Origin of the sequence: Pseudomonas sp. 22490 (assembly GCF_052044465.1) — a bacterium.
Taxonomy (GTDB): Bacteria; Pseudomonadota; Gammaproteobacteria; order Pseudomonadales; family Pseudomonadaceae; genus Pseudomonas; species Pseudomonas aeruginosa.
Genome location: NZ_JBQENS010000012.1, coordinates 108,293 through 133,557 on the forward strand (window position 1 = coordinate 108,293; position 25,265 = coordinate 133,557).

Genomic DNA, 25,265 nt, shown 5'->3' on the forward strand with positions numbered 1-25,265 from the left:
GGGGTTGCCCCCGAAGCCTCCGAAAGGAGGCTTTCTGTTTTATAAAATCCTTTTAAATCAATGTATTAATTGTTTTTTCGAATTCTGGCACGGCGCTTGCTGGATAACCTGCAAGAAAGCCCGGCGGATTGTGCCGGTGCCTGGAGGATTCGATGGACAAGATGCTGTACGTCTCCATGAGCGGGGCCAGCCAGAACACCCTGGCGATGCGTGCTCATGCCAACAACCTGGCGAACATCTCGACCAGCGGCTTTCGTCGCGACTTCGAGCAGGCGCGTTCGATGCAGGTGTTCGGCGACAGCTTCCCGGCGCGGGTATTCGCCATGAGCGAGCGGCCCGGTACCGATTTCAGCCATGGCAGCCTCCAGGAAACCGGCAACGAGCTGGACATCGCCATCGACGGCGACGGCTTCGTCGCGGTCCAGGCGCCGGATGGCAGCGAGGCCTACGTGCGTACCGCCGGCATGCACATCGACGCCCTCGGCATGCTGCGCACCGGCGACGGTTTGCCGGTGCTCGGCAACGGCGGACCGATCGCCGTGCCGCCGGAGGAAAAGGTGGAGATCGGCCAGGACGGCACCATCAGCATCCGCGCCCTTGGCGAGAACCCCAACGTGGTCGCCGTGGTGGACCGGATCAAGCTGGTCAACCCGAACCTGAAGCAGATGGAGAAGGGTACCGACGGCCTGCTGCACTACAAGCCGCAGCCGGGCGAGCAGGCGCCGCTGGCCGACGCCAACGTGAAGGTGGTCTCCGGTTTCCTGGAAAGCAGCAACGTGAACGCGGTGGAAGAGATGACCGCGATCCTCTCGCTGTCCCGTCAATTCGAGCTGCACGTGAAGATGATGCGCACCGCCGAGGACGATTCGGCGGCCATGGCGCGGGTTTTGCAAATCAGCTAATCACTTGAGCGTGGTGCCATAAAACCGGCACCCGAGGAGCACGACGATGTTATCGGCACTGTGGGTCAGCAAGACCGGTCTGTCCGCCCAGGACATGAACCTGACCACCATTTCCAACAACCTGGCCAACGTATCCACCACCGGCTTCAAGCGCGACCGCGCGGAGTTCCAGGACCTGCTGTACCAGATCCGGCGCCAGCCGGGCGGCCAGTCGACCCAGGACAGCGAGCTGCCTTCGGGCCTGCAACTGGGTACCGGTGTGCGCGTCGTCGGCACCCAGAAGATCTTCACCCCGGGCAGCCTGCAGACCACCGAGCAGCCGCTGGACATGGCGGTCAACGGGCGCGGCTTCTTCCAGGTCCTGCTGCCGGACGGCACCGTGTCCTACACCCGCGACGGCAGCTTCCACCTGAACTCCGACGGGCAGATCGTCACCTCCAACGGCTTCGCCCTGGAGCCAGCGATCGTGGTGCCCAACGAGACCCAGACCTTCACCGTCGGCCAGGACGGCACCGTCTCGGTGACCACCACCGGCAACGCCCAGCCGCAGGTGATCGGCAACATCCAGACCGCCGACTTCATCAACCCGGCCGGCCTGCAGGCCATCGGCAACAACCTGTTCCTGGAAACCGGCTCCAGCGGCGCGCCCCAGGTCGGTACGCCGGGTCTCAACGGCCTCGGCACGGTTGCCCAGAACACCCTGGAAAACTCCAACGTCAACGTGGTCGAGGAACTGGTGAACATGATCACCACCCAGCGCGCCTACGAGATGAACTCCAAGGTCATCTCCACCGCCGACCAGATGTTGTCCTTCGTCACCCAGAATCTTTGACGGGCCCTGACCGGGCCCTGGCTGTACGCCGCGAGGTAGCTTGATATGAACCGGCTGATGATCGTCTCCCTGCTTGGCATCGCCACCGCCCTGGGCGGTTGCGTCAATCCACCGCCGAAGCCGAACGATCCGTACTACGCGCCGGTGCTGCCGCGCACCCCGCTGCCCGCCGCGCAGAACAACGGCGCGATCTACCAGGCCGGTTTCGAGCAGAACCTCTACGACGACCGCAAGGCCTTCCGCGTGGGCGACATCATCACCATCACCCTCAACGAGAAGACCCAGGCGAGCAAGAAAGCCAACTCCGATATCCAGAAGGACAGCAAGACCAAGATGGGGCTGACCTCGCTGTTCGGCAGCGGCATGACCACCAACAACCCGATCGGCGGCGGCGACCTCAGCCTCAGCGCCGAATACGGCGGCTCGCGCGACGCCAAGGGCGATAGCCAGGCGGGGCAGAGCAACAGCCTGACCGGCTCGATCACCGTGACCGTGGCCGAGGTGCTGCCCAACGGCATCCTCTCCGTGCGCGGCGAGAAGTGGATGACCCTGAACACCGGCAACGAGCTGGTGCGCATCGCCGGCCTGGTCCGCGCCGACGATATCGCCACCGACAACACCGTGTCCTCGACCCGCGTGGCCGACGCCCGGATCACCTATTCCGGCACCGGCGCCTTCGCCGATGCCAGTCAGCCGGGCTGGCTGGACCGCTTCTTCCTCAGCCCGCTGTGGCCGTTCTGAGGACGCTCGCGATGACCAAGTTCAAGCACCTGCTGGCCCTCGCCGCGCTGCTCCTGGCCGCCGGCGCGGCCCAGGCCGAGCGGTTGAAGGATATCGCCAGCATCCAGGGCGTGCGGACCAACCAGTTGATCGGCTATGGCCTGGTGGTCGGCCTGAGCGGCAGCGGCGACCAGACCACGCAGACGCCGTTCACCCTGCAGACCTTCAACAACATGCTGGCGCAGTTCGGCATCAAGGTGCCGGCCAACGTCGGCAACGTGCAGTTGAAGAACGTCGCCGCGGTATCGGTGCATGCCGACCTGCCGCCGTTCGCCAAGCCGGGCCAGCCGATCGACGTCACCGTGTCGTCCATCGGCAACGCCAAGAGCCTGCGCGGCGGCAGCCTGCTGATGACTCCGCTGAAAGGTATCGACGGCCAGGTCTACGCGGTCGCCCAGGGCAACCTGGTGGTCGGCGGCTTCGACGCCGAAGGCCGCGACGGCTCGAAGATCACCGTCAACGTACCGTCCGCCGGACGTATCCCGGCCGGCGCCACCGTCGAACGCGCGGTGCCGAGCGGCTTCGACCAGGGCAACAGCCTGACGCTGAACCTCAACCGCCCGGACTTCACCACTGCCAAGCGCATCGTCGACCGCATCAACGAACTGCTCGGTCCGGGCGTCGCCCATGCGGTGGACGGCGGCTCGGTGCGGGTCAGCGCGCCGCTCGATCCGAACCAGCGGGTCGACTACCTGTCGATCCTGGAGAACCTCGACGTGCAGCCGGGCGAGGCGGTGGCCAAGGTCATCATCAATTCGCGCACCGGCACCATCGTCATCGGCCAGAACGTCAAGGTATCGCCGGCCGCCGTCACCCACGGCAGCCTGACCGTGAGCATCACCGAGGACCCGATCGTCAGCCAGCCCGGTGCCTTCTCCAACGGCCAGACCGCGGTGGTGCCGCGCTCGCGGGTGAACGCCGAGGAGGAGACCAAGCCGATGTTCAAGTTCGGTCCCGGCACCACCCTGGACGACATCGTCCGCGCGGTGAACCAGGTCGGCGCCGCGCCGAGCGACCTGATGGCGATCCTCGAAGCCCTGAAGCAGGCCGGCGCGTTGCAGGCCGACTTGATCGTGATCTGAGGACGACGCCATGGATTCCCGTTTGCTCAGCGGTATCGGCGCAGGCCCCGACAGCGGCTCCTATACCGATCTCAACCGCCTCAACCAGCTCAAGGTCGGCAAGGACCGCGACGGCGAGGCGAACATCCGCAAGGTCGCCCAGGAATTCGAATCGCTGTTCCTCAACGAGATGCTCAAATCCATGCGTTCGGCCAACGAAGCGCTGGGCGACGGCAATTTCATGAACAGCCAGACCACCAAACAGTACCAGGACATGTACGACCAGCAACTGTCGGTGAGCCTGTCGAAGAATGCCGGCGGCATCGGCCTGGCCGACGTGCTGGTGCGCCAGTTGTCGAAGATGAAGCAAGGCTCCAGGGGCAACGGCGAAAACCCGTTCGCCCGGGTCGCCGAGAACGGCGCCGGTCGCTGGCCGAGCAACCCCAGCGCGCAGGCCGGCAAGGCCCTGCCGATGCCGGAAGCCGGCCGCGACGACTCGAAGCTGCTCAACCAGCGGCGCCTGGCGCTGCCGGGCAAGCTGGCCGAGCGCATGCTCGCCGGCATCGTTCCCTCCGCCTCGCCGGCCGCCAGCCAGATGCAGAGCCTGGGCCAGGACAGCTACCTGCCGGCGCAGAGCTACCCGGCGGCGAGCCGCCGCGGTTTCTCCGCCGATGGCGTCGACAGCCAGGGCAGCCGGCGCATCGCCCAGCCGCCGCTGGCCAGGGGCAAGTCGATGTTCGCCTCCGCCGACGAATTCATCGCCACCATGCTGCCGATGGCCCAGAAGGCCGCTGAGCGGATCGGCGTCGATGCCCGCTACCTGGTGGCCCAGGCCGCGCTGGAGACCGGCTGGGGTAAATCGATCATCCGCCAGCAGGATGGCGGCAGCAGCCACAACCTGTTCGGCATCAAGACCGGCAGCCGCTGGGATGGTGCCTCGGCGCGCGCCCTCACCACCGAATACGAAGGCGGCAAGGCGGTCAAGGAGGTCGCGGCGTTCCGCTCCTACTCGTCGTTCGAGCAGAGCTTCCACGACTACGTCAGCTTCCTCCAGGGCAACGACCGCTACCAGAACGCCCTGGACAGCGCCGCCAACCCCGAGCGCTTCATGCAGGAACTGCAGCGCGCCGGCTACGCCACCGATCCGCAGTACGCCCGCAAGGTGGCGCAGATCGCCAGACAGATGCAGACCTACCAGGCCGTCGCCGCCGCCGGCACGCCGCCTCTGGGTTGAGCAAGGAGGAACTGACCCATGTCCGACCTACTCTCGATAGGCCTGTCCGGCCTCGGCACCAGCCAGACCTGGCTGACCATCACCGGGCACAACATCACCAACGTCAAGACGCCGGGCTACAGTCGCCAGGATGCCATCCAGCAGACCCAGGTCCCGCAGTTCAGCGGTGCCGGCTACATGGGCTCGGGCAGCCAGATCGTCGACGTGCGCCGCCTGGCCAGCGACTTCCTCACCGGCCAGTTGCGCAACGCCACCAGCCAGAACAGCGAGTTGAGCGCATTCCGTAGCCAGATCGAGCAGCTCGACGGCCTGTTGTCCAACACCACCACCGGCGTCAGCCCGGCCATGCAGCGCTTCTTCGCCGCACTGCAGGCCGCCGCCAACAATCCCTCCTCGACCGAAGCGCGCGAGGCAGTGCTTGCCCAGGCCGAGGGGCTGGGCAAGACCTTCAATACCCTCTACGACCAGTTGGACAAGCAGAACAGCCTGATCAACCAGCAACTGGGCGCGCTGGCTTCGCAGGTCAACCATCTGTCACAGAGCGTGGCCAGCTACAACGATGCCATCGCCAAGGCCAAGTCGGCGGGCGCGGTGCCCAACGACCTGATGGATGCGCGCGACGAAGCCGTGCGCAAGCTGTCCGAGATGATCGGGGTGACCGCGGTCACCCAGGACGATAACAGCGTCAGCCTGTTCATCGGTAGCGGCCAGCCGCTGGTGGTGGGCAATACTGTGTCGACCCTGAGCGTGGTGCCCGGGCTGGATGACCCGACCCGCTACCAGGTGCAACTGAGCAACGGCAACTCCATACAGAACGTCACCGGCCTGGTGTCCGGCGGCGAGATGGGTGGCTTGCTGGCCTACCGCAACAGCGCCCTGGACAGCAGCTACAACAAGCTCGGGCAGTTGGCGATCACCCTCGCCGATACCATCAACAAGCAGCTGGGGCAGGGCCTCGACCTGGCCGGCAAGGCCGGCGCCAACCTGTTCGGCGACATCAACGATCCGGACATCACCGCGCTGCGGGTCCTGGCGAAGAACGGCAACACCGGTAATGTCCACGCCAACCTGAACATCACCGATACCAGCAAGCTGAATTCCAGCGATTTCCGCCTGGACTTCGACGGCACCAATTTCACCGCGCGGCGCCTGGGCGACGACGCAAGCATGCAGGTCACGGTCAGCGGTACCGGTCCCTACACCCTCTCGTTCAAGGATGCCAACGGCGTCGACCAGGGCTTCAACCTGACCCTCGACCAGCTCCCGGCTGCCGGCGACCGCTTCACCCTGCAGCCGACCCGGCGTGGCGCGGCGGATATCGAGGCGACGCTGAAGAATGCCTCGCAACTGGCGTTCGCCGGTACCGCGCGTACCGAATCGACCACCGAAAACCGCGGCACCGGCAAGATCGGCGCGCCGACCCTCACCAGCGGTCCGTCGCCGGTGGACCCGGCGGTGCTACAGGGCGCGTTCGGGCCCAACGGGATCAGCCTGGGCGCGACGCTCAGCGCCGACGGCAAGACCTATACCCTGTCCTCGCCGTTGCCGGCCGGCTGGAGCTACGTCGACAAGGACGGTAACGCCCTGACCGGCAGCCCGACGCTGACCAGCGGCAATACCAATACCGTGCGCATGGCGTTCACCGACCCGAGCGGGCAGAAATACAGCTACGAATTCGAGCTCAGCGGCGTACCGCAGAACTCCGACAGCTTCAAGCTGGGCTTCAACGACAAGGGCATTTCCGACAACCGCAACGCTCTCAACCTGCTGGCCCTGCAGACCAAGCCGACCGTCGGCGGCACCGACAACACCGGTTCCACCTACAACGAGGCCTATGGTGGCCTGGTCGAGCGGGTCGGCACCCTGACCGCCCAGGTGCGTGCCAGCAGCGAGGCCAGCGCCACGGTGCTGAAGCAGGCCCAGGACAGCCGCGATTCGTTGTCCGGGGTGAGCCTCGACGAAGAGGCGGCCAACCTGATCCAGTTCCAGCAGTATTACGGTGCCTCGGCCCAGGTGATTCAAGTTGCCCGCACTTTGTTCGATACCCTGATTGGAGCGTTCCGTTGAGTTCTCTCGACGGGGCCTAAGCCAGCGAGACCGCCACCATGCGCATTTCCACCATCCAGGCCTTCAACAACTCGGTCAACGGGATTTCCCGCAACTACGCGGACCTGAACCGTACCTTCGAGCAGATCAGCACCGGCAAGCGCATCCTGACCCCGGCGGACGACCCGGTCGGTTCGGTACGCCTGTTGCGCCTGGACCAGGAGCAGGGGTTGAACGAGCAGTACAAGACCGGCATGACCGAGGCGAAGAACAGCCTGAGCCAGGAAGAAACCATCCTCCGTTCGGTTGGCAACGTCCTCCAGCGCATCCGTGAGATCGCCGGCCAGGCCGGCGACGGCGCACTGGACTCCAACGACAAGAAGTCGCTGGCCAGCGAGTTGCGCCAGCGCGAGGACGAGTTGCTGAACCTGCTCAACAGCCGCGACGCGAGTGGCAAATACCTGTTTTCCGGGTCCCAGGGCTCGGTGCAGCCGTTCGTGCGCAACGAGGACGGCACCTACAGCTACATGGGCGACGAGAGCCAGCGCGAGGTGCAGATCGCCAGCAGCACGCGGATTCCGGTCAGCGACAGCGGCAAGGTACTGTTCGAGGACATCGTCAATGCCGCTCGTCTCGATACCAAGGCGGCGGCTGGCAATACCGGCGACGGTCGCATCTCGGTCGGCCTGGTCGAGGACGAGCTGGCCTTCGACAGCCAGTTCCCGGCGAGCAATCCGCCTGCGGCAACCGACGGCTTCAACATCCACTTCGTCAGCGACAAGGAGTATGTGGTCTACGATCCGAAGAGCCTGCCTCCGGGCTATGACTGGACCACCTACGATCCGAATTCGCCGCCGGCCTGGCAATTGTCCAAGGGCGCCATCGACGACGACCCGAAGACCATCGACAAGGTGCTCTACGCCGGCGTCAGCGTGACGATCGACGGCACGCCGAAGGCGGGCGACGAGTTCAACGTCAACTACAAGCCGGGCAGCGAGAAGCGCAGCCTGCTGAACGTGGTGTCGGACCTGCGCAAGGCCCTGGAAAGCTCCACCGACAACCAGGCCGGCAACGACGCCATCCGCGATGCGACGGCGGTGGCCCTGACCAACCTCTCCGCCGTGGCTGCCGCCGTGGATGGCGGCCAGGGCAAGATCGGCGCGCGCCTGAATACCGTGGAAAGCACCGAGACCTTCATCGACGATGTGAAGCTGGTGAATGCGTCGGTGATGTCGCAGATCCAGGACCTGGACTACGCCGAGGCGTTGTCGCGGCTGTCGTTGCAGTCCACCATCATGGATGCCGCGCAGCAGAGCTACGTGAAGATCCAGGGGTTGAGCCTGTTCAACTACCTGAAGTGACAGTCCCACTGTGGAACAGGGCCCATGACTCCGTCATGGGCCTTTTCGTTCGCAGGGACTGGACCTGTGTCGCTGGAGGGTATGTTCCGCAAGGTCTACGGAAACACGGGAGAATTTGTCAGAAGTTTGACTGCCGATTCGCGCCGCAGCGCCTGTGGAACAGCCAGGGGCCGCGCGACCAGGGGCTTTGACCTGCATCAGGCTCTTTGGGTACGGGCCTTGCATAGAGTGGCGTGCTCGGGTTTTTCGCCCTTTACTCGCCTGAGTATCCATTCATCAGGGCCCTACATGAACAACAAGACGATCCCGGTCACCAGCCCGCTGCTGCCGCCCCTGGAAGAGTTCATCCCCTACCTGGAAAAGATCTGGGAGAGCCGCTTCCTGACCAACGGGGGCGACATGCACCATGCGTTGGAAGAGGCCCTGTGCGAATACCTGGGGGTGAAGCACATCGTGCTCTTCGCCAACGCCACCCTGGCGCTCATCACCGCGCTGCAGGCATTGCGGGTGACCGGCGAGGTGATCACCACGCCGTACTCCTTCGTCGCCACCAGCCACGCGCTGCTGTGGAACGGGCTCAAGCCGATCTTCGTGGACATCGACCAGGACTCCATGAATCTCGACCCGTCGCGGATCGAGGCGGCGATCACCCCGCAGACCACCGCGATCCTGCCGGTGCATTGCTACGGCAACCCCTGCGATGTCGAGGCGATCCAGCGGATCGCCGATATCCACCACCTGAAGGTCATCTACGATGCCGCGCATGCCTTCGCCGTGCGCGACGCCGGCGGCAGCGTGCTGCGCCACGGCGACCTGAGCATCCTCAGCTTCCATGCCACCAAGGTGTTCAACACCTTCGAGGGCGGTGCGATCATCTGCTCGGACGAAAACACCCGGCAACGCCTCAACCACCTTAAGAATTTCGGCTTCGTCGACGAGGTCACGGTGGTCATGCCCGGCATCAACGGCAAGCTCAACGAGGTCGGCGCTGCCTTCGGGCTGCTGCAACTCAAGCACGTCGACCAGGCCCTGGAGCAGCGCAGGGAGATCGCCGAGCGCTATCGGCGCCTGCTGGCCGGCGTCCCTGGCATCCAGTGCCTCCGGCCTGGTACCCAGACCTTCGCCAACAACGCCTATTTCCCGATCCTGGTGGAAGACGATTTTCCGCTTTCGCGCGACGAGCTGTACCAGCGCCTGCGCGACAGGGATGTGCTGGTGCGGCGCTACTTCTACCCACTCATCAGCGACTTCCCCATGTACCATTCGCTGCCCTCGGCGGCGCCCGCCAATCTTCCGGTGGCGCGGTCGATTTCCTCGCGGGTGCTGTGCCTGCCGATCTATCCCGGGCTGGCCGCCGCAGACGTCGAGTTCGTCGCCGGCCTGATCGCTTCCGCCGCCATGCCGCGGCGGCGAGCATCAAGTTGAGCCCGTCGCGACCGATAACAGAATGAACAACCGCCTCACTCAGGTAGACAAGAAATGAGCCAAGCAAAATTCATCGAAGACTTCCTTTCCGCCACCGATTTCCAGAATCCCGTCGAGGTCAGCATGGACACCCAGCTCGAAGACCTGCCGGAATGGGACTCGCTGGCCGCGCTCGGGGTCATCGTCATGTTCGACATGGAATACGGCAAGACCATCACCGGTGAAGACCTGATCAAGGCTCGCACGGTGGGCGACCTCTACCAGATGCTCGGACTCTGACCATGGCCACCTCCACGCTGAAGAACGTCCGTTTCGCCGGGATGGCGACCTGCGTCCCCAAGCGCGTTATCTCCAACCTGACCGACTGCAAGCCGCAGTTGCGCGCCGAGCGCGAACGCCTGGTGCGCAACATCGGCATCGAGACGCGGCGCATGGCGCAGGAGTGGCAGTGCTTCTCCGACCTGGCCTTCGACGCCGCCGAGCGCCTGCTGGAAAGCCTGGAGTGGAAGCGCGAGGAGGTCGATGCGCTGATCGTCGTGACCCAGTCTCCCGACTACCTGGCGCCGGCTACCGCGATCATCCTCCAGGACCGCCTGGGGCTGCCGCATTCCACCGTGGCCTTCGACGTCAACCTGGGTTGCTCGGCCTATCCGTTCGCCCTCAACCTGCTGGGTTCGCTGATTGCCGCCGGCGGGGTGAAGAAGGGCCTTGTGCTGGTCGGCGACCGCGGCGCCAGTGTCAACGATCCGATCTTCTCCGACGCGGGCACCGCGACGGCGCTGGAGTTCTGCGAAGGCGCGCCGCCGATGCACTTCGACCTGAACAGCGACGGCAGCGGCTACAAGGCCATCATCCTGCCGGTGGGCGGCCATCGCGAACCGGTCGGCGTGCAGCACCTGATGCCGTTCCGCGAGGACGAGAACGACCATTGGCACCGTGCCATCGACCTGCAGCTCGACGGCACCGCCGTACTCAGCTTCTCCACCCAGCGCGTACCGCCGGCGGTGGAAAAGCTGCTCGACTATGCCGGTGCGAGCAAGGACGAAGTGGACTACTTCGTTTTCCACCAGGCCAACCGGATGATCAACGAGACCATCCGCAAGAAGCTCGGCCTGCCGGTAGAGAAGGTGCCTTCGACCCTGCGCGACTTCGGCAACACCAGCGGCGCCTCGCTGCCGGTGACCATGACCGCGCGGATCAACCGGGAACTCGAGGCCGGCCGCAATCGCGTGTTGCTCTGCGGCTTCGGTATCGGCCTGTCCTGGGGTACCTGCCTGGTGGATATCGAAGGGGCGAAGTTCCCCGACCTGATCGAATCCTGAGTGCCTTGAACGCGGAATCAGCCAAGTGAACGACGAGACTTCCTTCAATCCCTTCAGCCTGTCGGGCAGGCGCATCCTGGTCACCGGCGCCAGCTCCGGCCTGGGCCTGGCCATCGCGCAGAGCTGCGCGCGGATGGGCGCCGAGCTGATCGTTACCGGACGTGACCAGACCCGCCTGGATGGATGCCTGACAACCTTGCAGTCGATCTCGGAGCTGCCGCACCGTGCTGTCCAGGCCGATCTTCGGGTAGCCGAGGAGCGCGCTGCGGTGGTAGCGGCTGTCGACAGCGAAATCCATGGACTGGTGCATAGCGCCGGTATTTCCCGTCTGTGTCCAGTGCGGATGATGACCGAAGCGCACTTGCATGAAGTCCAGTCGATCAATGTCGACTCGCCGATGCTGCTTACCCAGGCGTTGCTCAAGCGCAACCTGGTAGCGCCCGGCGGTTCGATCCTGTTCATCGCTTCCATCGCCGCCCACATCGGGGTTGCCGGAGTGGGGGCATACTCGGGAACCAAGGCCGCTCTGATCGCCATGTCCCGCTGCCTGGCCATGGAAGTGGTGAAGCGCAACATCCGGGTTAACTGCCTGTCTCCATCACTGGTGGAAACACCGCTTCTGGATGCAGCCACCCAGACGGTCGGTTCGATGGACGGTCAACGCAGCAACCACCCGATGGGCTTCGGCAAGCCCGAGGATATCGCCAACGCCGCTATCTTCATGCTTTCCGATGCCAGCCGCTGGGTGACCGGCACGACCCTGGTGATGGACGGCGGCCTGACCATCAGTTGAGGACGATGCAATGAAGAGGATCATCATCCTCGGCGCCGGTGGGTTGGGGCGTCAGGTGTTGGCCCAGCTGCAGGTCGACTACGGTCACGGCATCGACTGGGTGATCGGCGGGTTTCTCGACGAGCGCGGCCCCGAAGCGGTCGCGGAGTCGCTCTACTATCCGTGGCTCGGGTATCCGGAGAGCTTCGTCGCCGAGCCTGACCAACTGTTCGTCGCCGCGGTCGGCGATCCGCTCAGTCGCCAGAAGCAGGTCGCATGCCTGCTGGCGAAGGGCGCCGAGTTCGTCGCTATCCGCACCCGCTGCACCCTTGGCGTGCGGACCAGCTACGGCCCGACCTTCTTCGGCTACGACGTGAGCAGCGGCGTGGACTGCCGTATCGGCGCCTACGGTTTCATCGACCAGCAAACCATGCTCGGCCACGACGTGGTCATCGGCGACTATGTACACATCGGCCCGCGCTGCTTGCTGGCCGGCTACGTGAAGGTGGGCGATCGCGCGGTGATCAACTCCGGGGCGATGATCGCCCGCGACGTCAGTATCGGCGAAGACGCCGTGGTGGGCATGGGCGCGGTGGTGTTCAAGGACGTGGCGGCCGGACAGACCGTGGTCGGCAATCCGGCCCGGGTTATTTTCAGCAAGTGAAGGTTGTGGATGTGGACATGACTCGCCATGCGCTGGACGCAGCGCACTACACCGAGCCGCAGACGCTCGCGCTGGAGCGCGAAAGGCTGTTCGGCAGGCTCTGGATCTTCGTCGGCTTCAGTTCGATGGTGCGCGAGCGCAACCAGTTCTTCACCCGCAAGATCGCCGGCGTGCCGGTCGTGGTGCAGCGTACCGAGTCCGGCATCCGGGCCTTTCTCAACCAGTGTCCGCATCGTCTGTCGGCGATCCAGACCGAATGCACCGGCCAGCGACCGCTGGTCTGCCCGTACCATGCCTGGTCGTTCGGCGCCGAGGGGCAGCTACAGGGCATTCCGAACTCCAGTCTGTACCAGTTCAGCGCCGAGGAGCGGGCGCGGATCGGCTTGCGCAAGCTGCACCTGGAAGAGGTGGGGCAACTGCTGTTCGTCAACCTGGCGGACGACCCGTTGCCGCTGCGCGAGCAGTTCGACGATGGATTCCTGGAAACCTTGCGGGAGGTCTCCTCGCACCTGGATACGCGGCTGATCTACAGCTGCCACAAGGTGCGCTACAACTGGAAGCTGAACATGGAGAACGTGAAGGACTACAACCACGTTCCTTTCGTCCATCCGAAGACCTTCCTCCCGGTGATGACCGCTCCGGTGCGCGGTTTGGCACGCGAGGCTGCGGTGCCGTCCGAGGTGCTGCGCCTGCTGCAGGAAGGCGAAACGCCGGAGCTGCGTTCGCTGAGCTTCCCCACCAAGGCGCCGATCCAGCCCTACAAGAGCTGGTTCTCCGACCTCTGCGAGGGCTACGGCGACGAGCACGCCTACTACAACTGGTTCATCTACCCGAACGTGAACTTCTGCAGCGTCCGTGGCGAGCACTTCCTGCTCCAGCAGTACGATCCGGTGGCACCCGGCGAGACCGATTACCACCTGTGGATGATGACTGCCCGGCGCAAGGATCCGAAGACCGATTTCAGCGCTTTGCTGAGCACCCTGATTCGCGGCGAGCGTAACGTGATCGGCGAGGACACCCTGGTCCTGGAACGCCTCCAGGAGGGGCTGGGCGCACATTCGCCGCCGTTCATGCACGGCGACTACGAGGTGCAGCTGGTGCGCCAGCACCTGTGGTATCGCGCGCAGGTACTGGGGGAGAGGGCATGAAGCAGGCGATCATCGTCGGGGAAGGGCGCGCGCTCGAACGGGCGGACAGTACCGCGCGGGAACGGGGACTGGAACACCGGGTCCTGGAGCTGAATGCTGCGGATCGACACAACTTCGATATTGCGCCTCTGCTCGAACGCTACCCCGCTGCGGAAAGCGAAGTATTCGTGGCGCTGGACGAGCGGGCGGTGAACTACGCCCGCCACAAGCTCATCGCGGACATCCGCCTGGCGGGCTACCGGCTATTCGATATCGTCTCGCCTCAGGCCATCGTCGGCGAAGGCGTGCGACTGCTGGGCAACGTGTTCGTCGGCGCCGGTTGCGTGCTCGCCGGTCGTGCCCGCATCGGCACTGGCAGTTGGCTGGAGCTGCAGGTCCTGGTGGAGGAGGACTGCCGGGTCGGAACCTGTAGCACGCTGCTCGCTGGCGTGCAGTTGGGACGGCGAGTGGAGATCGGCCAGGGCAGCACGCTGGGTGCGGGCAGCGTCGCGCTCGCCGACACCCGGGTGGGGCGACACTGCGAATGGTTGTTGCCGGGCAGGATTCCCCGGGAGCTGCCCAATTACTCCTTTTACGATGAACTCATGCCCGATGGGGCGCGCATCCTATGAGCGGGGAGCTGTCGATGATGGCGGGAAACGATATGACGCAGGCGGACTTCCTTTCGCGATGCGAACGGAGCGGATATCTATTGGTGCTGGTGCCTAGTTCCTATCTTGGAGGGGTGTTCCGCTCACAGGTGGTTGCCGGTTTGTCACAGCGTCTGCCTGGGGTTCGCCTGATTGCTGTGGACGATGTGCTTTTCGCCAGCAATAGCGTTCCCGATGGTTTCGACCAAGTGATTCCTACCGCCCAGTTGAAGGAACCATGCCACGCAGGGAAACCCGCGGTGAATTGTGCCTATTCGCTGCCTACCTGGCTGACGCTGGATCACCTGGCGAAGACTGCGCAATGCATCACCCTCGATCTGCCCGAGCTTCTCTACCTGCTGGATATTCCTTTGGTCTACCAGACCGGCGCGCTGACTCGCGAATTGGCGATGCAGCATCACGCCGAGTTCGTCTCGCTGCGCGAGCGCCTGGCCGACGAGCGAAGCCGGAAGACCCTGGAAGCCATCATGCGCCTGCGTTTGGACGGCAACCGCGCTGCGTTGCTGGACGTGTTGTGTCCGGGAGAGCAGGAATACTTTTCCCTGTACCGGGGCCCCGAGCATCCGATCGTCTTGCGAAGCGACGAGCATTACGTGGATATCGGTGCCTACGATGGCGATACGGTGAAGAAGTTCATGCTGGCGGCTCGTCATGAATATGCTTCGATCCATGCCTTCGAGCCTGATCCGGCGAATTACCGGCTCATGCATGCGTCGCTTGCTGGAAGTGTCGGTCTCCATCTGCATAACCAGGCGGTGTCCGATACCGGCGGCCATCTCGCATTCGCAGCCCACGGCACCATGGGAAGCAGGGTCGAGATAGACGGCACCGTGCAGGTGCCGTGCGTGCGGCTCGACGATCTCCTCGATGTCATGACCTTGCTGAAAATGGATGTGGAAGGCCATGAGGCACGGGTTCTGCGGGGGGCCGCGCGGCTGATCGACGAGTGCCGGCCGCGCATGGCCATCACCTGTTACCACCATGTGCAGGACCTGCTGGACATCGTCGCCGCGATCGACGGGATCGCTGCGGGAGCCCGGCTGCGCCTGCGCCATTACTCGCTGTATTTCTACGACACGATCCTCTATGTCGACTGGCCCGATGCTCTTCGTGAAGGGCGCTGACGCGCTCGTCGGAGCAGATGCTCCGCCGCGGGGAGTCGAGACCGGGAGCGGCGACACGAAGGGCCATGGCCCGGCTCTTCCGATCACCATGCGCTGCACCAATTACTCAGGAATGGCTCAATGAGCGCGAACGTTCGTGTCAGCATCGTCATGCCGACCTACAAGCTGGAGTACTTCGAGGACGCCCTCGACAGCGTGCTCGGGCAGACCTATCCGGCCCTGGAGCTGATCATCTGCGACGACAGCAGCGACGAGCGGATCGCCACGCTGGTCGAGCAGAAGCGCGCCTCCGCGGCATTCCCGATCCGCTACTTCCGCAACGAGACGCGCCTCGGCGAACTGGGCAGCACGGCGAAAGGCATCCGCCTGGCGGAGGGCGAGTACGTCAAGTTTCTCCACGACGACGACGTGTTGCTTCCCGAATGCGTCGAGGCGTTGGTGGGAGCGATGGAGCGCGAGCCGAACGTGGTCCTGGCCTCGTCGCGGCGGTTGCGTATCGACGAGGAAGGGCAGCCGCTGCCGGACATCCTGGCGACCTGCTTCCCGTTCGCCGGCGACGTCCTGATCGACGGTCGCGAGCTGGTCTCGTTCCTCGCCGACCACACCATCAACTTCATCGGCGAACCCAGTTGCCTGATGGCCCGGCGCGATGCGCTGCTGCAGATCTGCGAGCGCCTGATGATGCTCAACGGCCGGGCCATCGACTGGATCGGCGACCTGGCCATGTGTGCGCAGTTGCTACAGCGTGGCGACCTGGCGTTCCTGTCGCGGCCGCTGACCCGTTTCCGCGTCTCCCGCCAGCAGTTCAGCCAGATCGGGCGCGACCAGCCCGGTATCGGCGAGCAGGGCCATGCCGACTTCCGCCTGGCTATCCGCGAACTGGGTTGGTATCGCCAGGCCGGCGACAACCGCTTCGTCCGGGTGGCACCGATCACCCGCCTGGACGCCCGTGTCTTCAAGCCGGTCAACCTGCTCGCCGCGCTGAGGCGGGCGGCGGGCTTCGGTAGCGTCACGCTGTCGACCTGGCTGGAGGCGCGGCGGCCGGATGCGGTGCAGAAGGCGCTGATCGATCGATTCCTGCAGGAGCAGGGCGGTGGGCCGCGCTTCGCGGTGCTGGTGCTCGATGCCCACGGCGATACCGAGGCCGTGGAGCTTACCCTGCAGAGCCTGGAGCACGTCAATTCGTATCCACGTGTCGAGAGCCACCTGTTCGCGCCGCTGGGCACGAGTCCGCGGAACGGAGCGATGCTCTTCGATCCAGAGGTGGGGCCGGTGCCGACGATCAACCAGGCGCTTGCCCGGCTTGATACCGACTGGTTGCTCCTGGTCGAAGCGGGCGTCGAATTCACTGTCAGCGGCCTGCTGGTGGCGGCGCTGGACCTGCTGGCGGCACCGGAGAGCTGCCAGGCGGTGTATGCCGACGAACTCATGCGCCTGGATGACGGCGAGCTGGGCGCGGCGTTGCGCCCGGACCTGAATCTCGACCTTCTGCTCAGTTTCCCCGCCGGCCTGTCCCGGCACTGGTTGTTCCGCCGCGAGCCGCTGCTTGCCACGGGCGGATTCGACGAGACCGCCGGCGAGGCTTTCGAGCTGGCCTACCAGTTGCGTCTCGTCGAGCAGCGGGGCCTGGGCTGTATCGGACACATCAGCGAGCCACTGCTGTCTGGCCCAGCGCTGCGCCTGCAGGACAGCACCGCCGAGCGTGCGGCGATCGAAGGCCACCTGCGTGCCCGTGGCTACGCGCAGGCGACAGTCGGAAGCCGGCTGCCGGGGCGCTACGAGCTGGACTACGGCCACGCCGGGCAACCGCCGGTCAGCATCCTGGTGCTGGCCGGGGAGCGCCTGGCGCAGCTCCAGCGTTGCGTAGAAACCGTGCTGGAGAATACCGCCTACCCCAACTACGAGATCCTTCTGCTGGAACAGGGTGGCGAAGCGGCCGACGTTCGCGAATGGCTGCTCGCCGTCGAAGGCATGGGTGTCGAGCAGGTGCGGGTGCTGCGAGGCGATAGGCAGTTATCCCGTGGGGCTCTGCGCAACCTGGCGGCGTCCCGGGCGCGTGGCGAATTCCTGCTCTGGCTCGATGCCGGCAGCGGCATCCTCGACAAGGACTGGCTGCAGCAGTTGCTCAACCATGGCCAGCGTCCGGAAGTCGGCGCGGTAGGCGCCAAGCTCCTGGCGGCGGACGGACGGGTCTGCCACGCCGGCTGGCTGCTCGGTTTGTGCGGACCGGCCGGGCGGGCCTTCGAAGGGCGTTCGCACGAGGACGCCGGTTACCTGCAGCGCCTGCAGGTGGACCAGAACTACTCGGCGGTGGCTGGCGAATGCCTGTTGATGCGCCGCGAGTTGTTCCTCGAATTGGGCGGTTTCGACGAGGCGCTGACGCGCTGGGACGATGTCGACATCTGCCTGCGGGCGGTCCAGGCGGGCTACCTGAACGTATGGACGCCGCGTGCGCGGCTGTTGCTCGATGCGCCTGCCACGACGGCGGCGAGCGTCGAGGAAGAAGATGCGCTGTACGCGCGCTGGCTACCGTTGTTGGCACGCGATCCCGCCTATAACCCGGGCTTTTCGTTGCAGGCCGAAGGCGGTTTCAAGCTGGCCGACCCGCAGCTGGCCTGGCGCCCGTTGCAGGGGTGGCGGCCCTTGCCCACTGTCCTGGCGCACCCCGCCGACCTATTCGGCTGCGGCCATTACCGGGTGATCCAGCCGTTCAGCGCGTTGCGCGAGTCGGCATCCATCGATGGCGCGCTGTCGATCGGCCTGATGCACGTGGCCGATCTGGAGCGCTACGACCCGGACGTACTGGTGCTGCAGCGCCAGGTCGGCGAGGAGCGTCTCGAGGCCATGCGGCGGATGCAGGCGTTCTCGCGGGCCTTCAAGGTCTACGAGCTGGACGACTATCTGCCCAACGTGCCCCTCAAGAGCGCCCATCGCCAGCACCTGCCGAAGGACATTTTGCGCACGTTGCGTCGCGGGCTGGGTTACGTCGACCGCTTCGTGGTGTCGACGCCGGCCCTGGCAGAGGCCTTCGCCGGTCTCCACCCGGATATCCGGGTGATCGAGAACCGCCTGCCGGTGGGGTGGTGGCAGGGGCTGCGGGCGCAGCGGCGGCGCGGCGAGCGGCCACGTGTCGGTTGGGCGGGCGGCTCGAGCCATACCGGCGACCTGGAACTGATCGCCGATGTGGTCCGGGAACTGGCCGACGAAGTCGACTGGGTGTTCTTCGGCATGTGCCCGCCGTCCATCCGTCCCTTCGTCAGGGAAGTGCATGCGGGGGTGCCTATCGAACGCTATCCGCGGGCATTGGCGGCTCTCGATCTCGACCTGGCGCTGGCGCCGGTGGAGCAGAACCTGTTCAACGAGTGCAAGAGCAATCTGCGCCTGCTGGAATACGGCGCCTGCGGTTTCCCGGTGGTCTGCAGCGACGTGCGCTGCTACCAGGACGATCTGCCGGTGACGCGGGTGAAGAACCGTTTCCGCGACTGGGTGGAGGCGATCCGCATGCATACCCGCGACCTGGATGCCGCAGCCAGGGCAGGGGATAACCTACGCGAACGGGTGCTGGCGGATTGGATGCTCGACGGCGAGCGTTTGCGCGCCTGGTATCGTGCCTGGATGCCGGACTGAGCGGCCGGCGGGGCTTTCCGTCGCTGTCCGCAGCGCTCGGGAGGCCTTGCGCGAACCCCTCCGACGGGGCCGATGCATGAAAAACGAGGATGGTCAAAAAAAAACCTAAAGCTCCTCAGGGAAGCGCCGATAAAGATCACGAATGCGAACTTTAGGGGTGCCTGGGCGATGCCCACCCGAGGTCGCAAGCTCAGGCAAACATATCGTCCTTGGAGGGCATCAAGATGGCCTTGACCGTCAACACCAACATCGCTTCGCTGAACACTCAGCGGAACCTGAACAACTCTTCCGCGTCGCTGAACACTTCGCTGCAGCGTCTGTCCACCGGTTCGCGCATCAACAGCGCCAAGGACGACGCCGCCGGCCTGCAGATCGCCAACCGTCTGACCAGCCAGGTCAACGGCCTGAACGTGGCTACCAAGAACGCCAACGACGGTATCTCCCTGGCGCAGACCGCTGAAGGCGCCCTGCAGCAGTCGACCAACATCCTGCAGCGTATGCGTGACCTGTCCCTGCAGTCGGCCAACGGCTCCAACAGCGACTCCGAGCGTACCGCTCTGAACGGCGAAGTGAAGCAACTGCAGAAAGAACTGGATCGTATCAGCAACACCACCACCTTCGGTGGCCGCAAGCTGCTCGACGGTTCCTTCGGCGTCGCCAGCTTCCAGGTGGGTTCGGCCGCCAACGAAATCATCAGCGTCGGCATCGACGAGATGAGCGCAGAGTCGCTGAACGGCACCTACTTCAAGGCTGACGGCGGCGGCGCGGTCACTGCTGCAACCGCTTCGGGCACCGTCGACATCGCGATCGGCATCACCGGCGGCAGCGCCGTGAACGTCAAGGTCGACATGAAGGGCAACGAAACCGCCGAGCAGGCGGCTGCCAAGATCGCCGCTGCGGTCAACGACGCCAACGTCGGCATCGGTGCCTTCAGCGACGGCGATACCATCAGCTATGTTTCCAAAGCTGGCAAGGATGGCTCCGGTGCGATCACTAGCGCGGTTTCCGGCGTTGTCATCGCTGACACCGGCAGCACCGGCGTAGGCACCGCGGCTGGCGTAACCCCTTCCGCTACCGCTTTCGCCAAGACCAACGACACCGTCGCCAAGATCGACATCTCCACCGCGAAGGGCGCTCAGTCCGCCGTGCTGGTGATCGACGAGGCGATCAAGCAGATCGACGCCCAGCGTGCCGACCTCGGTGCGGTGCAGAACCGCTTCGACAACACCATCAACAACCTGAAGAACATCGGTGAGAACGTATCGGCTGCTCGCGGCCGGATCGAAGACACCGACTTCGCAGCCGAAACCGCCAACCTGACCAAGAACCAAGTGCTGCAACAAGCCGGCACCGCGATCCTGGCCCAGGCCAACCAGCTGCCGCAGTCGGTTCTGAGCCTGCTGCGCTAAGCTTCGGCGAGGTCAAGGTGAAGTCACGAGGGGGAGCGCTGGCGCGCTTCCCCTCGTATCTCATTGAGAGGTAGCGACGATGGACGTCAGCAATGTCAACAATTCGACGGCTGCTCCGGTAATCCGGCTGTTCGGCTCGGCGTCTTCTTCCGATGGCGCACGCCCGGCCGGCCAGGCCGGCGAGGCGGCCGCCAGCGCAAGCGCGCAACGGACGGGCGACGTCAGGATGGGCGACAAGGAGCAACGCGCTGCGGTCGAGGAGGCGGTTTCCTCCATCGAGAAGTTCACCCAGAGCATCCGTCGTGATCTGAGTTTCAGCCTGGACGACTCCACGGGGCGGGTAGTGGTCAAGGTGACCGATTCGACTTCCGGAGAAGTCATCCGGCAAATCCCTTCCGAAGAGGCCCTGCGCCTGGCAGAGCGACTGGACGAAGCGCGCAGCCTGCTGTTCAAGGCGGAAGCCTGAGCGGAATTGGCACGTCTTTTGAGTGTCTGTTGGAATTGGAAGGACAAAGCGTCAATGAGCTGACGAGGTGAAGCAAGATGGCGAACAGTACGACGATCAACGGCTACAACTCGGGCCTTGATATCAAGAACATCGTTTCCACCCTGGTGGCGGCCGAGAAGGCGCCGAAGGAGGCGCAGCTCAAGCGTCTGGAAAGCGACACCACCGCCAAGTTCACCGGCATCGGCCAGCTCAAGAGCGCGATCTCCGACCTGCAGACCATCCTCAAGGAACTGAACAAGCCCGAGCTGTTCCAGAAGCGCTCGGCGAGTACCAGCGACGAGAAGTTCGCCACCGCCACCGCGACCAAGGACGCCCTGCCGGGTATCTACAAGCTCGAAGTGACCCAGCTGGCCAGCGTCAGCAAGGTGGCCACCGCGTCGTTTGCCGATGGCTACAAGACCACTTCCGGCGGAACCCTGACCATCAAGCAGGGTGCCGACGATGCCGGTGTCACGGTAAACGTCGCGGCGGGCGCGACCCTCGCCGAAGTGCGCGACTCGCTCAACGCGCAGCTGAAGGACAAGGGCATCACCGCCAACATCGTCAACAACCCTGGAGACGGAACCTCGCGACTGGTCTTCACCGGCAAGGATTCCGGCGCCGGCAAGGACGTGTTCGTCCAGGGCAGTTCCGGCCTGGAGAACTTCAACATCGGCAGCGTCGGCGCCGATGGCAAGCTGACCCTGTCCCAGTTGGACGGTAGCTCCTCCAGCAGCAGCGGCTATATCACCCAGGCGAAGAATGCCAAGTTCAGCATCGACGGCCTGACCCTGGAAAGTCCGACCAATACGGTCGACAAGGTCATCAACGGCGTCACCTTCGAGCTGAAGACGGTCACCGACACCAACAAGCCGATCACCATCTCGGTCGAGCAGGACCGTGGCGGCGTCAAGGACAACATCAAGAAGTTCGTCGAGGCCTACAACAAGCTGGTCGGCGTGACTTCGGAACTGACCGGCGTGACCAAGGTGGGCGACGACAAGGCTCCCGTGGTCGGTGCCTTGGTCGGTGACAGCAGCGTGCGCAACCTGCTCACCACCATGCGCAACGAGATGGTCCAGCCGGGGCAAGGTACCGATGTTCGCATGCTCGCCGACATGGGTATCACCACCAAGAAAGACGGCACCCTGGAAATCGACGACAAGAAACTCGACAAGGTTCTGAAGGACAAGTTCGAGTCGGTTTCCGCTCTGTTCACCGGCGATACCGGCCTGATGAAGCGTCTCGACGACAAGCTCACGCCTTACACCCAGACCGGCGGTGTGCTCCAGCAGCGCCTGGATGGATTGCAGGACACCATCAAGTCGGTGGATACCCAGCGCGAAGCGCTCAATCGCCGGGTCGAGCAGTTGCAGGATCGTTTGCTCAAGCAGTTCACCGCCATGGACCAGTTGATCGGCCAGCTCAACCAGACCAGCGGACGCATGGCCCAGGCTCTTAGCAGCCTGCCTGGCCTTGTGAAGAAAAGCTGATGTCGCGTCCTATCGATACCTACCGGCAGGTAGGCAGCGCACAGGACGTCCCGCCCTACCAGGTGGTCAAGCTGCTGCTGGACGGCGCGCTCGAACGCATCGCCCTGGCCCGGCGCGCGGTGCTGGAGCGCAACCCGGCGCTGCGCGGCGAAGCGGTAGGCACCACGTTGTCGATCATCGGCGCCTTGCAGGCTGGCCTCGATCACCAGCAGGGCGGCGAGATAGCCGGCAATCTGGATGCGTTGTACGACTACATGACCCGCCGCCTGGCTGGTGTCGCGCTGGACGACACACCGCGTCCGCTGGACGAGGTCGAGGCGCTGCTGGGCCAGATCAAGCAGGCCTGGGATGCCATTGGCAGCGCCGAAGCGCAGGGCGAAGACAGCGAACGGCGCTAAAGAATCGCGGTAGCCGACCGATATAGAGCGTATCAGTCACCGAACAAGGCAACCGTCGATGAACGCAATGGCAGCCATGCGGCAATACCAGAATGTCAGTACCCAGGCTCAGGCTATCGATGCCAGCCCGCATCGCCTGATCCAGATGCTGATGGAAGGCGGCCTGACCCGGATGGCGCAGGCCCGCGGAGCCCTGGAGCGCGGCGAAGTGGCGCTGAAGGGCGAGCTGATCGGCAAGGCCATCGCCATCGTCGGTGGCCTGCGCGAAGGGCTCGACTTCGAGGCGGGCGGCGAGCTGGCAGCCAACCTCGACCGCCTTTACGCCTACATGTCGATGCGACTGACGGAAGCCAACTTGAAGAACGACGCGGGCAAGCTCGAGGAAGTTTCCGAGCTGTTGCGCAACATCAAATCCGGTTGGGATGCGATTGCCCCCTGAGAGGCATCCCCAGAGGGACCAAGCAATGAGTGCAGCTGTACAGATCCTTGAAGAAACCGGTAGCGCCCTGCGCGTTGCCCTGGCCAGCCAGAACTGGGAGGCCATCGGTGAACTCGACCAGCGTTGCCGCCAGGCCGTCGACGAGGCGATGCTCGATGTACAGGACGAAGCCACCTTGCGGGCGCGGATGGAAGAGCTGCTGGCGCTGTATCGCGAGCTGATCGATGTCTGCCAGGGCGAGCAGCGCAAGCTGGCCACCGATCTGATCCAGTTGAACCAGTCGAAGCAAGGCGCCAAGGTCTACCAGATGTTCGGATAAGTTTTTCATGGCTTTGTGCCGTTACTTTGGCGCAAGGCTTTTCGGAAAAATTTACATATCCCCCAAAACCCCTGCCAGTACTGCTTTCCATGCGGTCTGTAGGGGTTTTTTATTGCCTCTCCCTGTCGGAAACAGCAAAAAAAACACGCCATAAAATTGACTAATCGTTCACATTTGACTTAACTAGTGGCCAAATGCTGGCTGCTTATTAGAAATAGGCATTAGTCCCAGCCCTCTTTCGGGTCGAGCGAGACCCATTCGATGCAAGGCAGCTGATCAAAATGTGGCGCGAAACCAAACTCTTGCTGATTGACGACAATCTCGATCGCAGTCGCGACCTGGCAGTCATTCTCAACTTCCTCGGCGAAGATCAGCTGACCTGCAACAGCGAGGATTGGCGAGAGGTAGCGGCGGGCCTGAGCAACAGTCGCGAAGCCCTGTGCGTGCTGCTCGGCAGCGTCGAGTCGAAGGGCGGGGCGGTAGAGCTGCTGAAGCAGCTGGCCAGTTGGGACGAGTACCTGCCGATCCTGCTGATCGGCGAGCCGGCCCCGGCCGACTGGCCGGAAGAGCTGCGCCGCCGGGTGCTCGCCAGCCTGGAGATGCCGCCCAGCTACAACAAGCTGCTCGATTCCCTGCATCGCGCCCAGGTCTACCGCGAGATGTACGACCAGGCCCGCGAGCGCGGCCGTTCCCGCGAGCCGAACCTGTTCCGCAGCCTGGTCGGCACCAGCCGGGCGATCCAGCAGGTGCGGCAGATGATGCAGCAGGTCGCCGATACCGATGCCAGCGTGCTGATCCTCGGCGAGTCCGGCACCGGCAAGGAAGTGGTGGCGCGCAACCTGCATTACCATTCCAAGCGCCGCGAGGGGCCCTTCGTCCCGGTGAACTGCGGGGCGATCCCGGCGGAACTGCTGGAAAGCGAATTGTTCGGCCACGAGAAGGGCGCCTTCACCGGTGCCATCACCAGTCGTGCCGGACGTTTCGAGCTGGCCAACGGCGGCACCCTGTTCCTCGACGAGATCGGCGACATGCCGCTGCCGATGCAGGTCAAGCTGCTGCGCGTGCTGCAGGAGCGCACCTTCGAAAGGGTTGGCAGCAACAAGACGCAGAACGTCGACGTGCGGATCATCGCCGCGACCCACAAGAACCTCGAGAAGATGATCGAGGACGGCACTTTCCGCGAAGACCTCTACTACCGCCTCAACGTATTCCCCATCGAGATGGCGCCGCTGCGCGAGCGGGTGGAAGACATCGCCCTGCTGCTCAACGAACTGATCTCGCGGATGGAGCATGAGAAGCGCGGGTCGATCCGCTTCAACTCGGCGGCAATCATGTCGCTCTGCCGCCACGACTGGCCGGGCAACGTCCGCGAACTGGCGAACCTGGTGGAGCGCCTGGCGATCATGCATCCCTACGGGGTGATCGGGGTCGGCGAACTGCCGAAGAAATTCCGCCATGTCGACGACGAGGACGAGCAACTCGCCAGCAGCCTGCGCGAAGAGCTGGAAGAGCGCGCGGCGATCAACGCCGGGCTGCCGGGAATGGACGCGCCGGCGATGCTGCCGGCCGAAGGCCTGGACCTCAAGGACTACCTGGCCAACCTCGAGCAGGGCCTGATCCAGCAGGCCCTCGACGACGCCGGCGGAGTGGTCGCGCGGGCCGCCGAACGCCTGCGCATCCGTCGCACCACGCTGGTGGAGAAGATGCGCAAGTACGGCATGAGCCGGCGCGACGACGACCTGTCGGATGATTGACAGGTCGTTTCGCAACGC

The 25,265-nt window shown here is 64.4% G+C and carries 23 protein-coding genes; all 23 read left to right on the forward strand.

All coding sequences use genetic code 11. The features are described from left to right. The first annotated feature begins 152 nt into the window (after positions 1-152). The 23 genes from flgF to fleQ all read left to right on the forward strand — a co-directional run bounded on the left by flgF (position 153) and on the right by fleQ (position 25,247). On the forward strand, positions 153-902 hold the full coding sequence (flgF, locus tag ACTJJX_RS15585; RefSeq protein ID WP_003082159.1) for a flagellar basal-body rod protein FlgF: 750 nt from the start codon (positions 153-155) through the stop codon (positions 900-902). A gap of 46 nt (positions 903-948) precedes the next feature. After that, complete coding sequence (gene flgG / locus ACTJJX_RS15590; RefSeq protein WP_003082164.1) at positions 949-1,734, forward strand: flagellar basal-body rod protein FlgG; 786 nt, start codon at positions 949-951, stop codon at positions 1,732-1,734. Between the two features lie 45 nt (positions 1,735-1,779). After that, entirely contained in the window at positions 1,780-2,475 is a 696-nt protein-coding gene (gene flgH / locus ACTJJX_RS15595) for a flagellar basal body L-ring protein FlgH (protein WP_003082166.1), read from the forward strand. A gap of 11 nt (positions 2,476-2,486) precedes the next feature. Then, on the forward strand, positions 2,487-3,596 hold the full coding sequence (locus ACTJJX_RS15600; protein WP_003082169.1) for a flagellar basal body P-ring protein FlgI: 1,110 nt from the start codon (positions 2,487-2,489) through the stop codon (positions 3,594-3,596). 10 nt (positions 3,597-3,606) lie between these two features. Further along, positions 3,607-4,809, forward strand: a complete 1,203-nt coding sequence (gene flgJ / locus ACTJJX_RS15605) for a flagellar assembly peptidoglycan hydrolase FlgJ (protein ID WP_016851895.1) — start codon at positions 3,607-3,609, stop codon at positions 4,807-4,809. A gap of 18 nt (positions 4,810-4,827) precedes the next feature. Further along, positions 4,828-6,876 carry a flagellar hook-associated protein FlgK gene (gene flgK, locus ACTJJX_RS15610; protein WP_016851894.1) on the forward strand — a complete coding sequence of 683 codons (2,049 nt, stop codon included), beginning with the start codon at positions 4,828-4,830 and terminating at the stop codon, positions 6,874-6,876. A gap of 38 nt (positions 6,877-6,914) precedes the next feature. Next, positions 6,915-8,216, forward strand: coding sequence for a flagellar hook-associated protein FlgL (gene flgL, locus ACTJJX_RS15615; RefSeq protein ID WP_003086414.1), 1,302 nt, complete (start codon positions 6,915-6,917; stop codon positions 8,214-8,216). A gap of 288 nt (positions 8,217-8,504) precedes the next feature. Next, positions 8,505-9,641, forward strand: coding sequence for a DegT/DnrJ/EryC1/StrS family aminotransferase (locus tag ACTJJX_RS15620; RefSeq protein ID WP_003086416.1), 1,137 nt, complete (start codon positions 8,505-8,507; stop codon positions 9,639-9,641). A gap of 54 nt (positions 9,642-9,695) precedes the next feature. Beyond that, positions 9,696-9,920, forward strand: coding sequence for an acyl carrier protein (locus ACTJJX_RS15625; protein WP_003086419.1), 225 nt, complete (start codon positions 9,696-9,698; stop codon positions 9,918-9,920). 2 nt (positions 9,921-9,922) lie between these two features. After that, on the forward strand, positions 9,923-10,963 hold the full coding sequence (locus tag ACTJJX_RS15630; RefSeq protein ID WP_003086420.1) for a ketoacyl-ACP synthase III: 1,041 nt from the start codon (positions 9,923-9,925) through the stop codon (positions 10,961-10,963). 25 nt (positions 10,964-10,988) lie between these two features. Then, entirely contained in the window at positions 10,989-11,756 is a 768-nt protein-coding gene (locus ACTJJX_RS15635; protein WP_003086422.1) for an SDR family NAD(P)-dependent oxidoreductase, read from the forward strand. A gap of 10 nt (positions 11,757-11,766) precedes the next feature. After that, positions 11,767-12,399: an acetyltransferase gene (locus ACTJJX_RS15640; protein WP_003158205.1), complete on the forward strand. Its 633-nt coding sequence runs from the start codon at positions 11,767-11,769 to the stop codon at positions 12,397-12,399. Positions 12,400-12,416: 17 nt separating this feature from the next. Beyond that, positions 12,417-13,547 (forward strand): aromatic ring-hydroxylating oxygenase subunit alpha, encoded by a 1,131-nt coding sequence (locus ACTJJX_RS15645; RefSeq protein WP_003158206.1) that lies wholly within the window; start codon positions 12,417-12,419, stop codon positions 13,545-13,547. Continuing rightward, on the forward strand, positions 13,544-14,158 hold the full coding sequence (locus ACTJJX_RS15650) for an acetyltransferase (protein ID WP_016851893.1): 615 nt from the start codon (positions 13,544-13,546) through the stop codon (positions 14,156-14,158). The genes ACTJJX_RS15645 and ACTJJX_RS15650 overlap by 4 nt, the downstream gene beginning before the upstream one ends. Next, positions 14,155-15,321: an FkbM family methyltransferase gene (locus ACTJJX_RS15655; protein ID WP_077688105.1), complete on the forward strand. Its 1,167-nt coding sequence runs from the start codon at positions 14,155-14,157 to the stop codon at positions 15,319-15,321. The genes ACTJJX_RS15650 and ACTJJX_RS15655 overlap by 4 nt, the downstream gene beginning before the upstream one ends. 120 nt (positions 15,322-15,441) lie before the next feature. After that, on the forward strand, positions 15,442-18,948 hold the full coding sequence (locus tag ACTJJX_RS15660; protein WP_016851891.1) for a glycosyltransferase: 3,507 nt from the start codon (positions 15,442-15,444) through the stop codon (positions 18,946-18,948). A gap of 224 nt (positions 18,949-19,172) precedes the next feature. Further along, on the forward strand, positions 19,173-20,357 hold the full coding sequence (locus ACTJJX_RS15665; protein WP_003120600.1) for a flagellin: 1,185 nt from the start codon (positions 19,173-19,175) through the stop codon (positions 20,355-20,357). Positions 20,358-20,436: 79 nt separating this feature from the next. Beyond that, a complete protein-coding gene (locus tag ACTJJX_RS15670; protein ID WP_003086436.1) occupies positions 20,437-20,823 on the forward strand; it encodes a flagellar protein FlaG in 387 nt (128 codons plus the stop codon). Positions 20,824-20,900: 77 nt separating this feature from the next. Continuing rightward, a complete protein-coding gene (fliD, locus tag ACTJJX_RS15675; RefSeq protein WP_003449042.1) occupies positions 20,901-22,337 on the forward strand; it encodes a flagellar filament capping protein FliD in 1,437 nt (478 codons plus the stop codon). Then, positions 22,337-22,735, forward strand: a complete 399-nt coding sequence (fliS, locus tag ACTJJX_RS15680; RefSeq protein ID WP_003086441.1) for a flagellar export chaperone FliS — start codon at positions 22,337-22,339, stop codon at positions 22,733-22,735. The genes fliD and fliS (ACTJJX_RS15680) overlap by 1 nt, the downstream gene beginning before the upstream one ends. A gap of 58 nt (positions 22,736-22,793) precedes the next feature. Beyond that, positions 22,794-23,174 (forward strand): flagellar export chaperone FliS, encoded by a 381-nt coding sequence (fliS, locus tag ACTJJX_RS15685; protein ID WP_003158217.1) that lies wholly within the window; start codon positions 22,794-22,796, stop codon positions 23,172-23,174. Between the two features lie 25 nt (positions 23,175-23,199). Beyond that, complete coding sequence (locus ACTJJX_RS15690) at positions 23,200-23,493, forward strand: flagellar protein FliT (protein WP_003086445.1); 294 nt, start codon at positions 23,200-23,202, stop codon at positions 23,491-23,493. A 281-nt stretch (positions 23,494-23,774) separates the two neighbouring features. Further along, complete coding sequence (gene fleQ / locus ACTJJX_RS15695; RefSeq protein WP_003086448.1) at positions 23,775-25,247, forward strand: transcriptional regulator FleQ; 1,473 nt, start codon at positions 23,775-23,777, stop codon at positions 25,245-25,247. Positions 25,248-25,265 lie beyond the last annotated feature (18 nt).